The sequence below is a fragment of the Peristeroidobacter soli genome (assembly GCF_004138485.1).
Lineage (GTDB): Bacteria > Pseudomonadota > Gammaproteobacteria > Steroidobacterales > Steroidobacteraceae > Steroidobacter > Steroidobacter soli.
In genome coordinates, this window is the sequence record NZ_RYEV01000008.1 from 195,488 (window position 1) to 210,701 (window position 15,214).

The window sequence follows — 15,214 nt, forward strand, 5'->3', positions numbered from 1 at the left end:
GCGCTAATGATGGTGATCCTGACCATTGCCATGGTCGGTGACACCCGTGCGCCGCTGTGAGGGTGATTGCTGTTGTTCGGTCCCGCGACGGCGCGCACGCCAGTCCGCGAGATCAAATACCTGGGCGGATTCGACCGGCGGGGGCGGGGGAGGTTCAGCGGGCGGCGGCGGAGTGAACGTCGTCGACAGGGACAGCGTGGGCATCGCCGGCTCGGGCTGACGGCGCCGCTCCTCGCCCGGTGCGTAACCTACTGACTCGACGCGCCGGCCGAACAGAATGACGAATCCTTGACGCCGCTCGATACTGTTGGCGGTGTAATCGAACACGTACGTTCTACGGATGTTGAGCCGGCCCAGCTCGCGCGCGAACGACAGTCGCGCGAATGCGACAGTGCCGTCCAGAAATTGCAGGCTCAGGCGCTGGCAGGCCTCCATGGCCGCGACATTGGCGCGCTCACGCGCAGCCAGGCTGTCCCGCAGGAACCAGAATCCAGCGGCCGCCAGGATGATCAACGCCAAGGTGCCCCAACCCAATTCCATCAACCCGCATCCTCCGACATTGCCGACTCAAGCTGCTTCCAAGGTTGCCCTATCATACGGCCACCCGCCGTCGCCACGAACCGAGAATTTCGCTTGAGCTCGTCCATGATTTCCGCAGCCCGGTCCGTGGCTACCCTGCCGCCCTGGCAGGCTATCGATACTGTGTTACTGGACATGGACGGCACGCTGCTGGACCTGCGATTTGACAATTATTTCTGGCTGGACCTGGTTCCGGAGCGCTACGCGGTCAAGCATGGGCTCACATTGGAGGAGGCGCGCGAGGCGTTACGGCCGATGTTCGCGGATCGGCAGGGCACGCTGGATTGGTACTGCACCGATTTCTGGTCGCGCGCGCTGTCGCTGGACATCGCGGGGATGAAGCACGAGGTGCGCGAACACGTGCGTTTCCTGCCGGGCGCCGAAGAGTTTCTGCGTGCGTTACGAGGGAAGGGCGTGCGCGTCGCTTTGGTAACCAACGCGCATCGCGATTCGCTCAAGGTGAAGGCCACGCAGACCGGCTTGCTGAACTACTTCGACGTAGTGTTCAGCTCGCACAGTTTCGGCGTGCCGAAGGAACATCCGTCGTTCTGGCAGCAGCTCGAGGTCGCGCTGGGATTCGATCCGCGGCGGACGTTATTTGTCGATGACAGTCACTCGGTGCTGCGAGCCGCGCACAAGCACGGCATCGCCCATATCTTCGCCATCTCCAAGCCGGACACGGCCCTGGATAGGCGAGAGGTGACGGAGTTCAGGTCCGTTGAAGCAGTGAGTCACCTGCTCGGCGAGTTCGCCAGATAATCAGGCGACGCTCGCCGACAGTCACTCTCGACCGCTCAGGTTGTTTCCGGTGCCGGCGGCGTGCCGGGATTCGCCCCGTTCGAGCTCTTGCTACGACGACGGCGACGGCGCTTTCTCGGCGGTGCCTCGTGCGCATTCTCGCCGTTCGTTCCATTCGTGCCGGCTTCAGCGGAGACATCGGCCGAAACAACCGGTGCCGGCGCGTCAGTCGGGGCCGGGCGAGGAGATGAATGGCCACCGCCCCCACCGCCACGACGCCGATCGTTGCGACCGCCACCGCCTCCGCGACTACCGCCACCGCCGGGACGACCACCGCCACGACCAGGTTTCCCGCGGCCACCGCCACCGAAGTGACGTCTCGGCAGCGGAGCAGGAGAGACGATCTCGGGAAGCATGTCGCTGGCCACCGCTGCGACAGGCAGCTTGCGGCCGATGTACGCCTCGATATCCGGCATGGAAATCACGTACTCCTCGCAGCCGAAACTGATCGCATCACCTTCGGTGCCGGCGCGCGCGGTTCGTCCGATGCGATGAACGTAATCTTCCGGATCCTGCGGCAGATCGTAGTTGAACACGTGACTCACATCGGGAATGTGCAAGCCGCGCGAAGCGACGTCGGTGCCGATCAGCACCGCCAGCGTGCCTTCATGAAAATCACGAAGCATTCGCAGGCGTTTGCGCTGAGGAACGTCGCCTGAAATCGCTTCGGCGTTGATGCCATTGCTTCGCAACAGCCCTTCGATTTCCTCGGCCGCGCGCCGCGTGTTCACGAACACCATACTGCGTCGCGGATCCATGTGTTTGAGCAAGCCCACCAGCAGGCGCGGCTTCTCATCGTTCGAGGGGTAATAGATCACCTGACGAACGCGATCCACCGTCATTTTGTCCGGCTCGATCCGCACCAGCGTGGGCTCGTTCATGTGCTCGTAGGCGAGCTCGAGCACGCGATGAGAGAGCGTGGCCGAGAACAACATGTTGAGACGGGCTTGAGGATCCGGCAGGCGCCTCAATATGTAGCGGATGTCGGCGATGAAGCCCAGATCGAACATGCGATCGGCTTCATCCAGCACCAGTACTTGCACCGAGCGCAGGTCGATCACCTTCTGTTTGACGAAGTCGATGATGCGGCCGGGCGTGCCCATCAGGATGTCGACGCCCCGCTCCAGATGATGCTTCTGTTTCTCGTAGTCGACGCCACCGAAGGCGAGACCGAGTTGCAGGCCTGTGTGCGAGCCGAGAACCTCGGCATCGCTATGGATCTGGACGGCAAGCTCGCGCGTTGGGGCGATGATCAAAGCCCGCGGTGCATTCAAGTTGCGCGAAGGCGGCGGTGGTTCGCGCATCAGGCGCGCGTACATCGCCACTAGAAATGCCGCGGTTTTTCCCGTTCCCGTTTGCGCTTGTCCAGCCACGTCGAGCCCGGCGAGAGCCTGCGGCAGGGTTTGTGCCTGGATGGGCGTGCAACGCTCGAACGAAGCGTCGGCCAGACCTTTCTGCAGACCTTCCGGCAGATGCAGGCTCGAGAAGGACAGCTCGGTTAAGTGCGAATCAGCCATTCGATATGGATTACCTGTTGGAATTGACGCGAGGGGCGCTTGCAAATTGGCAGGCACCCGGTTTTAATAAGCCTCAACGAAGCGGACTCATCCGCACCTGCCCCGACCGGAGCACAGGCTCCGAGCCCCTCGAAGCCGCGACCCTTGCTGGAGTATCTCATTTGATACTCGAAAGGGCGCTCAGGGGGATACTCAAGACACTCGACCGGACGGCGCGAGTAACTGTCCGAGACAGACGGATCAGACCCAGACTGGCTTACATCGAGCACGAGCACCGCTCACACAGATTTTTCCGAAGCATTCAGGGCATTGTGCCCGACCGGGCATGCTCAAGTCACCCGGTCAATTTCCGCCGCCCCGTACGGCGCCCACTGCCGGCATTCACACGCATGACCGAACCGAAGGTTTGAGTCCGCTTCCAGCCCCCAAATACCCGCCTATTTCTTTATCACCACAGCCATTCCAGGAGAGTTTCTGGTGAGCAGCGAGACGATTGTGCATGTCACCGACGCCAGCTTCGAAGATGACGTCGTCAAGGCCAAAGGCCCGGTCCTGCTGGACTTCTGGGCGGAATGGTGCGGGCCCTGCAAGATGATCGCGCCCATGCTGAACGAGATCGCGACCGAATATAAGGACAAGGTCACGATCGCCAAGCTCAATATCGACGAGAACCCCAAGACCCCGCAGCGCTTCGCAGTGCGCGGTATCCCCACTCTCATCCTTTTCAAGAACGGTCAGGTCGAAGGCCAGAAGGTTGGGGCACTCCGTAAATCCGACCTGGCCGCATTTCTGGACAGCAAACTGTGAGAGGCTATCTCGGCAATCAGGCCCGCAATCGCCCGGGCGGCAATAAAGGTGGTGGGGGCGGCGGTCGCTCCAACCGCGGCAACAACGACGGCAACCGTGGCAACCGCGGCAACCGCGGCGGCAACAACGGCGATCATCGCGGGGAAGGCCCTCAACACGACGACCTGCCGCAGGACGACGCGTTCGACGGTGATGACGTTGGCGTAATCTCCCCAGCCGAACTGGCGGCGTCCCGCCAGTCGATGAACCTGACTCAGCTGAAGCTGAAGCCGGTGCCCGAGCTGGTCGAGATCGCGCAGAAGATGGGGCTGGAGAACCTGGCCCGTTCGCGCAAGCAGGACATCATCTTCTCCATCCTCAAGGCGCATGCCCGCAGCGGCGAGGACATCTACGGCGACGGCGTGCTGGAAATCCTGCAGGACGGCTTCGGCTTCCTGCGCTCCGCCGACAGCTCCTATCTCGCCGGGCCCGACGACATCTACGTCAGCCCCAGCCAGATCCGCCGCTTCAACCTGCGCACCGGCGATTCCATCTCCGGCCTGATCCGGCCGCCCAAGGATGGCGAGCGCTACTTCGCGCTGCTCAAGGTCGGCGAGATCAATTTCGATTCTCCCGAAGGCGCCAAGCACAAGGTGCTGTTCGAGAACCTGACGCCGCTGCATCCGACCAAGCGTTTCAAGCTGGAACGGGGCAACGGCTCGAGCGAGGACCTGACCGCGCGCATCATCGATCTGGTGGCGCCGATCGGCAAAGGTCAACGCGGCCTGATCATCTCCCCGCCCAAAGCGGGTAAGACGATGCTGCTGCAAAACATCGCCAGCTCCATCACTTCGAATCATCCCGACGTTTATCTGATCGTGCTGCTGATCGACGAGCGTCCGGAAGAAGTGACCGAAATGGCGCGCACCGTGCGCGGCGAAGTGGTGTCGTCGACCTTCGACGAACCGGCCACGCGTCACGTGCAGGTCGCGGAAATGGTGATCGAAAAGGCCAAGCGTCTGGTCGAGCACAAGCGCGATGTGGTGATTTTGCTCGACTCCATCACCCGCCTCGCGCGTGCCTACAACACGGTGGTGCCGAGCTCCGGCAAGGTGCTCACCGGCGGTGTCGATGCCAACGCCCTGCAGCGCCCGAAGCGCTTCTTCGGTGCGGCCCGTAACATCGAGGAAGGCGGTTCGTTGACCATTCTCGCCACGGCGCTGATCGACACCGGCTCGCGCATGGACGACGTGATTTACGAAGAGTTCAAGGGCACCGGCAACTCGGAAATCCACCTGGATCGGCGCGTGTCCGAAAAACGCGTGTTCCCGGCCGTGAATATCAATCGCTCCGGCACCCGCCGCGAGGAATTGATCACTTCCGCCGAGGAGCTGCAGAAGATCTGGATCCTGCGCAAGCTGTTGCACCCCATGGACGAGCTGGCGGCCATCGAGTTCCTGATCGACAAGATGAAGGACACCAAGACCAACGGTGACTTCTTCGACGCGATGAAGCGTTGATCTCGCAATCGGTCCCCCTCCCGCCCGGGAGGGGGATCGGTGTGCACTCCATCACAAATTTCACATTTGTATGTGTAGTCCGCGATGGCGTGGTGCCGTCGATGCGAAACGGTTCTCTGTTCTCATTCGTGCTTCCGGATTTAACTTGCGATAACTCCAAAGCCCTAGGGAATCGAGGGGAATGTCGGGTAATCCCGGCACCGTTAGCGCATGTCCGATCCACGTCCCGACTCGCCGACGTTACGCTTGCGCCGCTTGGATGCATCGGCGCTCGAGCTCGCGGAGCTCATGCGCGAGGGACGCATCACGACCCTGTTTCAGCCCATCGTCGATCCCCGCTCGCGGGGCATCTGCGGCTATGAGGCGCTGACCCGCGGCCCGTCCGACAGCTGGCTGCACGCTCCCCAGAACCTGTTCGAAGCGGCGCGCCGCGCCGGCCTCAAGGTCGAGCTCGACTTCCTGTGCATGCAAAATGCCTTCAGGCGGTTCGTCGCGGCCCGGGTGTCCGGGCAGCTGTTCATCAATGTTTCTCCCGACACCATTTACGAACATCCGAATTTCGCCCAGCGCTTCGTCGACCTGGCGAACAACAGCGGCATGCGGATGGACCGTTGTGTCATCGAGCTGACCGAGGAAAGCCTGCTCGAGGATTACGACCGCCTGCGCTCGGCCATGCAACGGCTGCGCGAGGAGGGGTGCGCCATCGCCATCGACGACCTCGGCGCCGGCTCATCGGGGTTGCGAGCCTGGTCGGAGCTCAAGCCCGACTACGTGAAGATCGACCGTTACTTCGTCACCGGCATCGATGCCGATGCCACCAAACTCGAATTCGTGCGCTCCATGCTCGATATGGGCCGCGCCATGGGTTGCCGCGTCATCGCCGAGGGCGTCGAGACCGAGCGCGAGTGCCGCGAGCTGGTGGATCTCGGCCTGGATCGCCTGCAAGGACATTTGTTCGGCCGGCCCAGCGCGAACCCGGTGGCGGCGCTCCAGCAGCTCGAATCGCTCGATCGCTCCATCGTTACTTACACGGCGCTGCTCGCCGAGCACATTGCGAATTACGTACAGCCGGTGCCGCCGGGAATGCGCGTCACCGAAGTCGCCGAATTGTTTCGTGACAATCCCGAGCAGCTGACCTTTCCGGTGGTCGAGGAAGGCAGGCCGCTCGGCGTGGTGCGCCGTGAGCGCCTGTTCGATCTGCTCGCCAAGCCGCTGCATCCGGAGATCTTCAACAAGAAGCCGGTCACGGCGGTGATGGAGACGCCGACGCTGCTCATCGACAGTCAGTTGCGCCTGGAGCAGGTGAGCCGTCTGGTGACTCAGAAGAGCCGGCCGCGCCTGACTGAGGAATTCGTGATCACCAAGGAGGGGCGCTACCACGGCCTCGGCCAGACCATCGATGTGCTCCGGCTCATCACCGAGCAACAATTGCAGTCGGCGAAACATTCCAATCCGCTGACGCTGCTGCCGGGGAACGCCGCGGTTCGCAGCAGCATCGACAAGCTGATCGAGGCGCGCAAACGTTTCATCGTCGCGTACTTCGATCTGGATTCGTTCAAGCCCTACAACGACGTGTACGGCTACGCGCACGGCGATCAGGTGATCCTGCATCTGGCCGGGCTGCTCTCCAGTCATTTCTCGGCGCGGCTGGATTTCATCGGTCACGTGGGCGGCGACGATTTCCTGGTCGTCATGCGCTCGGCGGACTGGCGGGAGCGTGTGGTGAATGTGCTGAACCGATTCTCCGAGACCGTGAGCACTTTCTACTCGCCCGAACATGCATCGGCCCAGTCCATCACGGCCGCCGATCGCGACGGCCGTCAGCGGACCTATCCGTTGTTGACGCTGTCTGTCGCCGCACTGGATTCGGAAACTCTCGGCGCGACCAGCGCGGATGCCGTCGCGCAGTTGCTGGCGCACGTGAAGAAATACGCTAAACAACAAGCCGGCAACAGCTTTGTGCTCCGAAGCGACGATCGCATCGTCGACCTGCTCGCCAGCGCCCGGCGCTCGGCGCAGGAGATGCTGCCGATGGATCAGCTGATGAACAGCGCCTGAAGAAAAAAGGGACAGACTTAATTTTCTGACGCCGCCAGTCTTCGGCGCGGTCATGGCGAAATTAAATCTGTCCCCTTTTCCCCATCGTCCGCGTAGCCTTTACCAGCGAGCAGCATTCACTTCGAAGCCGCGTCAACCCGACGGCGCGGCGCGCGTTATCCTTTGCATCTGCTGGATGCCAGGGCTCGCGCATTGACCCTCTCCGCCATCATTGCCGCCAATCGCTTCGGGCTCGGTGCCCGGCCGGGTGAATTGACCGACATCGGTGCCGATGCCCGCGACTGGCTGACGCATCAGCTCAAAGGCACGCGGCCCGTGCCGCAGGAAGTCGCCGGGCTGCCATCCTCGGCGGTGGCGTTTCAAACCTTTGCCAAGGCGTTACGCGAGCGGCGCCATGACAAGGAGGGTGATGAGGCCGAAAACAAACGCCGCCAGATCGGCGCGATGTATCGGGATCAAGTCGCCGCGCGCTATCGATTCGCCATTCGCACCGAGGAGCCGTTTCGTGAGCGGCTGGTGCATTTCTGGACCAATCATTTCGCGGTGTCCGCCGACAAAGCTCAGGTCGTCGGACTTGCCGCCACGTTGGAGAACGAAGCGATCCGCCCGAATGTCGGCGGGCGCTTCGTCGACCTGTTGCTCGCGGTCGAAATGCATCCCGCGATGATTCTGTATCTGGACAACCAGGCATCCATCGGACCGAACTCACCGCTGGCGCAGAAGGCCGCCCGGCGGGTTGCCAGCGACCGCAAGCTCGATATCAACGAGAACCTCGCGCGCGAGATCCTCGAACTGCATACGTTGGGGGTGAATGGTGGTTACACCCAGGCCGATGTCACGACCTTCGCCCGTTCGCTGACAGGCTGGTCTGTCGCGGCGGCGCGCGGCAAGGAGTCTGCGCAGGCGGGGCAATTTCAATTTCGCCCGATGGCGCACGAGCCCGGGGCGAAGACGATTCTCGGCAAGCGCTATGCCGAAGATGGGTTGGCTCAGCCACGCGCGATCCTGAAAGATCTGGCTGCGCATCCGGCGACTGCGAAACACGTGGCGACCAAGTTGGCGCGTCATTTCATCGCGGATGATCCACCGGAGAGTGCGGTCTCCCGGTTGACGAAAGTTTTTCTGGATCGGGACGGGGATCTGCCGTCGCTGCATCGGGCGTTGGTGGAAAGTCCCGAGGCGTGGGCGCGGACGACGTCGAAATTCAAGACGCCGCACGACTTCGTGGTCTCGACCTTTCGCATGCTCGACTTCACACCGCAACTTCCCGAGCAGATGCTTTCACCTTTTCAGTTGCTCGGTCAGCGGCCCTACACGCCGGGCTCGCCGGCAGGCTGGCCGGATACGGCGAGTCAGTGGGATGGGCCGGATGCGTTGCTGAAGCGAATCGAGTGGGCCAGCGCGGTCGGTAAGCGCATGGGCTCGAAGGTGCAGCCGCTCGATGCTGGCGCATCGTCGCTGGGGGATGCGTTGGCCGAGCGCACTCGCGTGGCGATTTCGAGAGCGGAGAGTGGGGCGCAGGGAATCGCATTGTTGTTGGCGAGCCCGGAGTTTCAGCGCCGATGAATGATGTCGCCCCGGTTTTCGTGATCGTAACGGCTTACTCGGCAATGGCTCGCCGGTGTGCGCGATGCTCGCGCGCATGCGGGGTTGGTGTCGATCGACGCATAGGTCTACTTGGACGAGGTTGCATGAGGGCTGCCAGCACTTCGAGCCGTACAAAGCTGAGGTCGTATCCATGCTGAACCGTCGCACCTTCGTTATCTCTTCCGTGCTCGGCAGCGTGGCGACGTTGTTACCGCGGATTCCATTCGCTGCCACGAAGACCGACGCCCGATTCATTCTCGTGATTCTGCGCGGCGCGCTGGACGGGCTCGCCGCCGTTCCCGCTTATGGCGATGGCAGCTACGCGAGCAAGCGCGGCGCGCTCGCGATTACCTCGCCGACCCAGAAGCTGGACGGAATGTTCGCTCTGCATCCATCGATGACGAACCTGTATCAGCGTTATCGCGACAAAGAACTGATCGTCTTTCACGCCGTCGCTTCTCCTTATCGCGAGCGCTCTCACTTCGATGGCCAGGATCTGCTCGAAAGCGGCACCGCCGAGTTGAAGGGCGCTCGTGACGGTTGGCTCAATCGAGCGTTGTCAGGCATGCCGGCCGCCAAGGGGCGGAACACCGATCAAGTCGCCGTGGCCCTGGCTCAGAATGTTCCCTTGGTGTTGCGGGGTGATGCCGCCGTGAATTCCTGGGCGCCCTCGCGACTGCCCGATACCGACGCTGATACCTTGCAACGGATCGCCGATCTCTATTCCACGGATGAATACTTCGCCACGCGACTCCAATCCGCCCTGGCCGCGGACGGCATTGCCGGCGAAGGCATGATGGGCACGGGGATGGGCGGCGGCAAACGCGATCCCCTCAACGGCTTCAACACCGTGACCTCCGCCGCCGGCAAATTTCTGGCCGCGGCCGATGGCCCGCGCGTCGCGGTGATCGAAGTGAGCGGCTGGGATACGCATGCCAACCAAGGCGCCGAGCAAGGCCAGCTTGCCAACCGCCTGCGCGCGCTCGATCAAGGCATAGAAACATTGCGCACCTCCCTCGGCCCGGCCTGGAAGGACACCGCAATGCTCGTCGTCACCGAATTCGGCCGCACCGTCGCCGTCAACGGCACCCGCGGCACCGACCACGGCACCGCCACCTGCGCCTTCCTCACCGGCGGCGCCATCGCCGGCGGCCGCGTCATCACTGACTGGCCGGGGCTGGCGACCGGCGACCTATATCAACAGCGCGATCTGAAGCCGACGCTGGATTTGCGATCGGTGTTCAAGGGCGTCCTCGGCTCGCATCTCGGCGTGAGTGAGAACGATCTGGAGACACGCGTTTTTCCCGGCAGTCGAAGCGCCCAGGTGCTTGCGGGGCTCCTTCGCACCACTCAGGCGTGATCATGCTGGGACGGAGGGGTTAGCTCCGAAATGTTTTGTCGACTCACGCGCCATCGACCGAAATTCCCGCTCCAGATCTTCCACGGTAGGGAGGTCGCTTTTCAGCTGCTCCGGCAACGCCGACGAGAGTCGATACTGAGCCACGCCCATCGGTTTGCTCGAGTCGCGCAACGCATACTCGACGACGATTTCATTCCGGCCTTTGCAAAGGATGATGCCGATCGAGGGTTGATCGTCCGGGTGGCGCAAGAGATCGTCCACGGCGGATAGATAGAAATTCATCTTGCCTGCGAACTCGGGTTTGAAACCCTCGACCTTGAGTTCGATGACGACGAAACAGCGGAGTCGCAGGTGGTAGAAGAGCAGATCGATGAAATAGTCCTGATCACCGACCTCGAGGGGATAATGGCTGCCGACAAATGCGAACCCTTTACCCAATTCCAGGATCGTGGATCGCAGATGGTTGAGCAAACCGCGCTGCAGATCGCGCTCCAGCAGGTCGGCACCCAAGGAAAGGAATTCGAAACTGTAGGGATCTTTGATCAGCTGTTGCGCCAGGTCCGACTGGGCAGCCGGTAACGTACGCGTGAAGTTGGTGAGTGCGCGACCCTGTCGAGCGAACAGATTGCTCTCGATCTGATGGGTGAGCACGCTGCGGCTCCAGCCCTCCTGTGAAGCCTGGCGCGCATACCATTCTCGTTCCGCGGGTGATTTGACGTCCTGCAGCAAGACAATGTTGTGGCCCCACGGCAATTGGGCAGCAACCTGTTGCACAATTGAACGGTCCGGCCAGGCATCGGCAAAGACCCTCATGTACTTTAGATTGCGCGCCGAGATGCCAGTCATGTCAGGGAATGCGCGGCGCAGATCCGCGGCAAGGCGCATGATGACTTTGGCTCCCCATCCTTCCGTGGATTGTCGCGCGCGGATGTCGCGGCCGATGCTCCAGTACAGCAAGATGAGCTCGCTGTTTACCGCCAACACCGTACGGAGGCGCGCACTCCGAATACGCTGCTTGAGCTCGGTGAGGAGCGTCGAGTAGCCCTCTGAAAGCTGTGTCATGCGTCCAAGGATCGCCGAAACCGGTGGACGCAATCCCCTGAATTTAGTGCGTATGCCTCACGAGAGCGCACATTCGTTCATCGCCTGATGGACTAAGCTGGGAGGATTTACTTCCTCCCCAACCGATACAACAGCACCGCCAGCCGCTGCGTTTGAATCTGATAAGTCCGCAGGTCCGCAAACTCATCCGGCGTGTGAGCGCCGCCGCCGAGGAGGCCCAGGCCGTCGAGGGCCATGTCGACGTGGTCGGCGGCGAAGGAGATGTCGGCGGCGCCGGCGTTGCGGGGATTTACTTCCGTCACGGGGCCGAAGCCGAGGTCTTTGCTGACGCCGTCATAAAGAGACAGCAGCTTGCGATTGCCTTCCGTCGGCGCCATGGGCGGATAGTTGTCGGTGAACTCGATCTCCGCCGAGGTGTTGGGCAAATTGTCGGCCACGACTTTCCGCATCTTCGCGCGCGTATCTTCCAACTGCTGAACCGTCAGCGTCCGCAGATCGCCGGACGCAATCGCCACCGGCGCAACAATGTTGTTCTTGCCGGAAAGCGTGGCGCTCAGCGGTTGTGCGTTGAAATCGACCTGAGTGCTGCTGGCGATCAGGCCAGGATTGAAAGTAACGAACTCCTCGCCGCGCACGTCCTGATAGAAACCGTTGAGGATGCGACCCAGCTCATAAGCAGCGCCGGCACCGACGGTGTCGGAGAAGATCTGCGAGGAGTGCGAGCTCTTCGCCTTTACTTTCACGACCCAGCCTGTCGAGCTGCGACGCGCAGTCACCGCCGTCTTCGGATTGTCGGAGGCATTCTCCAGGCCGATGGCGATGTCCGCCGCCTTCGCAGCTTCGATGAGATCGTGACGAGCGAGATTGAGCGGCGCGCCCGAGCTTTCTTCATCGCCGTGCAGGACCACGGTGATCTGCAACGAATCCAGCAGTTTCTGCGCCTTCAGCGCATCCATCGCCGCCAGGGCGACGATGATGCCGCCCTTCATGTCCGCCGCGCCCGGGCCGCGGGCGATGTTCTGATCGACGCGTTGCCAGCGCTGCAACGGATGATTGGGTTCGAACACCGTATCCATATGACCGATCAGCAGCACGTGCTTGCCGCGACCCGGGCGGGTCGCGATCAGGTGACCGGCGCGGCCGAACGGCGAGCCGTCGACCCAAGTGACTTTGAAGCCCAGCGCTTCGAAGCGGGGTCGAAGCAGGTCGCCGACTTTACGCACGCCCGCGAAATTCATGGTGCCGCTGTTGACGTTGACGACCTGCTCGAGGAACTCGATCGACGCCGGCTCGCCGGCCTTCACATGACCGACCAGCGCCTTCTCCTTCGCGTCCCGAGGCGCGGCGTGCGCTCCCAACAAGGGCAGCGAGGCCAGAACGACGAGCAGGGCAGCGCGCGGACGAAGTCGCATGGTGGAATTTCCTCTTTCGGCCAAGAGGCCGCATGATACGCAAGATGACCGTCTCCGACCCTGCCAATACTTCCGTCGCGCCGGCCGTGACCGCGGAAGGCGAGGCGTTTCCTTCAGCGCCGCGCCGTCTTCAGTACGTGGACACGCCCGTGCCGGCGTCCGGCCAAAGCGTGAGCATCGGGCCCGGCGTGCGCTGGGGGCGCATCCCGTTGCCGCTGGATTTGAATCACATCAATGTCTGGCTGCTGGAAACCGACGACGGTTGCGTCGTGGTCGACACCGGCATGGCGGCGTCGATCGGCAAGGACGCGTGGGAAGTCATCGAGCGCGAGTATTTCTCACAGCACCCGCTGCGCGCCGTGTTCATCACTCACATTCATCCCGATCACATCGGCCTGGCCAACTGGTTGCAGGAACGATCCGGCGTGCCCGTGATCATGTCGCAACGGACGCATGAGCTGTCGCGCGCGATGTGGGGTGGCGAAGGCCAGGTGCATTTCAGCAAGGCCGAGCAGTTCTTCCAGTCGCATGGCGTGACCGACGCGTTGCAGATCCGGGCGATGTTTCGTCCCGACCGGTTCGCTCGCATGACCAGCGGCATGCCGAGGGTCGAGCGATTCATCGCGGATGAAGAGGTGCTGCACTGGGGCGCGGGTGAATGGACCGCGCTGGAGACCAATGGACATGCCGAGGGTCACTTGTGTCTGTCGAATCCAGCGGCGCGTCTGTTGATCAGCGGCGATCAGGTGCTGCCGACGATTTCCTCGAACATCAGCCTCATGTTCCACAGCAACGATCCGAATCCGCTGGGCTCGTATCTGTCGTCGTTGCAGCGGTTGCGGGCGCTGTCAGAGGACACGCTGGTGTTGCCAGCGCATGGCGTGCCGTTTCGCGGCCTGCGCCAGCGGATCGACGATCTCACCGGCCATCACGTGCAGCAGCTCGACAAGCTGACGGCGCTGTGTGTGGAGCCCAGGGTGGCGATGGACGTGCTGCCATTCATGTTTCGCCGCGAGCTCAAGGAAATGCATTTGTTTCTGGCGGTGGGCGAGGCGCTGGCGCATCTGGAATATCTGGTGCATGCCGGTCGGGTCCGTCGCGAAACGCGCGACGGACGGATTTATTACATCACTCTGTGATCGCCACTATTCTCTTATAGGTGTCGCGCCGACGATCTTGCCGACCCTGGCGCTGTCGCTGATGTGCAGCTCGACTTCGCGATCGAACTTCAAGGTGCCGTTGACCACTGCGTTCGGGCCGATCGTGATCCGCGGCTTGCGCTTGGTCGAGAAGAAATTCACGCCATTGGGCTTTTCGACATGAATGCCGCCGTCGACGCGTGAGTCCGCGCCGATCTCGATGTCGCTGTTGGTGGTCTTGATGCCATTGCTGACGGTGGCGCCGTCCAGCTCGATCTTGCCGTTGACGTTCTCGATCTGTCCGCCGACGCGGGCGCCTTTGGCGAGCGTGATGCCGCCATTCACGTTCGTGACATCGCCGCGCACCTCGACCTGTTCGTCCAGGCGCACGCGGCCGTTTACCGTCTCCACGGAATCCGCTTTGGTGTTGCGATCCAGGGTCACGGAGCCGTTGACCGTGTCGATGTCGCCGACCGTGGAGTCGTGACCGATGTCGATCGAGCCGCTGACCGTCTCGATGTCTTCGGCGTGCACCGAGTCGCCCAGATGGATCGAGCCATTGACGGTTTCGACCGAGCCCACCTGCCGGCCGCTGTCGACGCGGATCGCGCCGTTGACCTTGGAAATGTCCTGGTCGCCAGCCCACAGCAACGGGCTCGCCAACAGCACTGTCATCGCCACCCCGGCCGTCCAAGAGACCGCCCATTTGTTTTGCATCGATCCGTCCTCCGTTGCGCGTTGTGGATTAGGACGCGGGCGGCGTGCGGAAGGTTGCAATGAGGGCTGCAACTGCCTAGCGGCCCCGGGCGAACGGCTGGTATCTTCTCGGACAAGTCACCGAGGTCCGCATGCTCGACACCGCTCCGCATATCGCCAACCTGGCGCAGGTCATTCAACTGGCTGTCGCGCCCGTGTTTCTTCTGGCGGGTGTGGGCACGACGTTGAATGCGCTCGCGACCCGCGTCGGTCGCATCATCGATCGGGCGCGCACGATGGAGGACCGGCTGGGGACCGCCAGTCCGGAACAGGCGGAGGAGTACCACAAGCTCCTGCGCGTGCTGTCGAAGCGCGCGACCTTGATCAATCGCGCGATCGGTCTGTCCGTGACCTGCGGCTTTCTGGTGTCGCTGGTGGTCGCGGCGTTGTTCATCAGCTCCTCGCTTGGCATCAACCTGGATGCGCCGATCGCGATCACGTTCGTGGTCGCGCTGGCGTGTCTGGCGATGGGACTGATCTATTTCCTGCGCGAGGTCATTCTGGCCACCAACTCGCTGACCTTCGGCGGGGCGCGGCCGACCCATCTGGAAGTGAACAAGAGCGGCACGGTCGCCAAAGCGCCCGTCGCCAAAGAATGACAGCCAGGGACAAAATTGGGCGCAAAGGTGTCAGGGCTCGT

12 protein-coding genes and 1 pseudogene are annotated in these 15,214 nt (G+C 62.4%); 8 read left to right on the forward strand and 5 right to left on the reverse strand.

Translation table 11 applies throughout. The features are described from left to right. Nucleotides 1–3: 3 nt before the first annotated feature. Complete coding sequence (locus tag EKO19_RS32060; protein WP_129781502.1) at nt 4–540, reverse strand: DUF3301 domain-containing protein; 537 nt, start codon at nt 538–540, stop codon at nt 4–6. Nucleotides 541–645: 105 nt separating this feature from the next. On the opposite strand from EKO19_RS32060, the gene yrfG reads away from it, so the two are divergent. Then, entirely contained in the window at nt 646–1,338 is a 693-nt protein-coding gene (yrfG, locus tag EKO19_RS32065; protein ID WP_129781503.1) for a GMP/IMP nucleotidase, read from the forward strand. A 35-nt stretch (nt 1,339–1,373) separates the two neighbouring features. Here the strand turns inward: yrfG and EKO19_RS32070 are convergent, their stop codons facing one another. Continuing rightward, nucleotides 1,374–2,894 (reverse strand): DEAD/DEAH box helicase, encoded by a 1,521-nt coding sequence (locus EKO19_RS32070; protein WP_129781504.1) that lies wholly within the window; start codon nt 2,892–2,894, stop codon nt 1,374–1,376. 477 nt (nt 2,895–3,371) lie between these two features. Here EKO19_RS32070 and trxA point away from each other — a divergent pair, with 477 nt between their 5' ends. The 5 genes from trxA (at nt 3,372) to EKO19_RS32095 (ending at nt 10,205) form a co-directional block, all read left to right on the forward strand. Continuing rightward, complete coding sequence (gene trxA, locus EKO19_RS32075) at nt 3,372–3,701, forward strand: thioredoxin TrxA (RefSeq protein ID WP_129781505.1); 330 nt, start codon at nt 3,372–3,374, stop codon at nt 3,699–3,701. A gap of 242 nt (nt 3,702–3,943) precedes the next feature. Continuing rightward, entirely contained in the window at nt 3,944–5,200 is a 1,257-nt protein-coding gene (rho, locus tag EKO19_RS32080; RefSeq protein WP_129781675.1) for a transcription termination factor Rho, read from the forward strand. A 210-nt stretch (nt 5,201–5,410) separates the two neighbouring features. Further along, nucleotides 5,411–7,258: a bifunctional diguanylate cyclase/phosphodiesterase gene (locus EKO19_RS32085; protein ID WP_129781506.1), complete on the forward strand. Its 1,848-nt coding sequence runs from the start codon at nt 5,411–5,413 to the stop codon at nt 7,256–7,258. Nucleotides 7,259–7,450: 192 nt separating this feature from the next. Beyond that, a complete protein-coding gene (locus EKO19_RS32090) occupies nt 7,451–8,824 on the forward strand; it encodes a DUF1800 domain-containing protein (RefSeq protein ID WP_129781507.1) in 1,374 nt (457 codons plus the stop codon). A 172-nt stretch (nt 8,825–8,996) separates the two neighbouring features. Further along, the gene (locus EKO19_RS32095; RefSeq protein ID WP_129781508.1) at nt 8,997–10,205 is read left to right on the forward strand and encodes a DUF1501 domain-containing protein; all 1,209 of its coding nucleotides are present in this window, start codon (nt 8,997–8,999) and stop codon (nt 10,203–10,205) included. 48 nt (nt 10,206–10,253) lie between these two features. Here EKO19_RS32095 and EKO19_RS32100 read toward each other — a convergent pair. Beyond that, a pseudogene (locus EKO19_RS32100) lies at nt 10,254–11,267 on the reverse strand (PDDEXK nuclease domain-containing protein); the annotation flags it as partial. A gap of 107 nt (nt 11,268–11,374) precedes the next feature. Beyond that, nucleotides 11,375–12,679, reverse strand: coding sequence for a M20/M25/M40 family metallo-hydrolase (locus tag EKO19_RS32105; RefSeq protein ID WP_129781510.1), 1,305 nt, complete (start codon nt 12,677–12,679; stop codon nt 11,375–11,377). A gap of 44 nt (nt 12,680–12,723) precedes the next feature. Between EKO19_RS32105 and EKO19_RS32110 the strand changes: the two genes are divergently transcribed. Next, nucleotides 12,724–13,818 carry an MBL fold metallo-hydrolase gene (locus EKO19_RS32110; RefSeq protein WP_217705746.1) on the forward strand — a complete coding sequence of 365 codons (1,095 nt, stop codon included), beginning with the start codon at nt 12,724–12,726 and terminating at the stop codon, nt 13,816–13,818. 6 nt (nt 13,819–13,824) lie between these two features. On the opposite strand, the gene EKO19_RS32115 is transcribed toward EKO19_RS32110, so the two are convergent. Beyond that, entirely contained in the window at nt 13,825–14,535 is a 711-nt protein-coding gene (locus EKO19_RS32115) for a DUF4097 family beta strand repeat-containing protein (RefSeq protein WP_129781512.1), read from the reverse strand. 131 nt (nt 14,536–14,666) lie between these two features. On the opposite strand from EKO19_RS32115, the gene EKO19_RS32120 reads away from it, so the two are divergent. Continuing rightward, nucleotides 14,667–15,173, forward strand: a complete 507-nt coding sequence (locus tag EKO19_RS32120) for a DUF2721 domain-containing protein (RefSeq protein WP_129781513.1) — start codon at nt 14,667–14,669, stop codon at nt 15,171–15,173. The last annotated feature ends 41 nt before the right edge of the window (nt 15,174–15,214 follow it).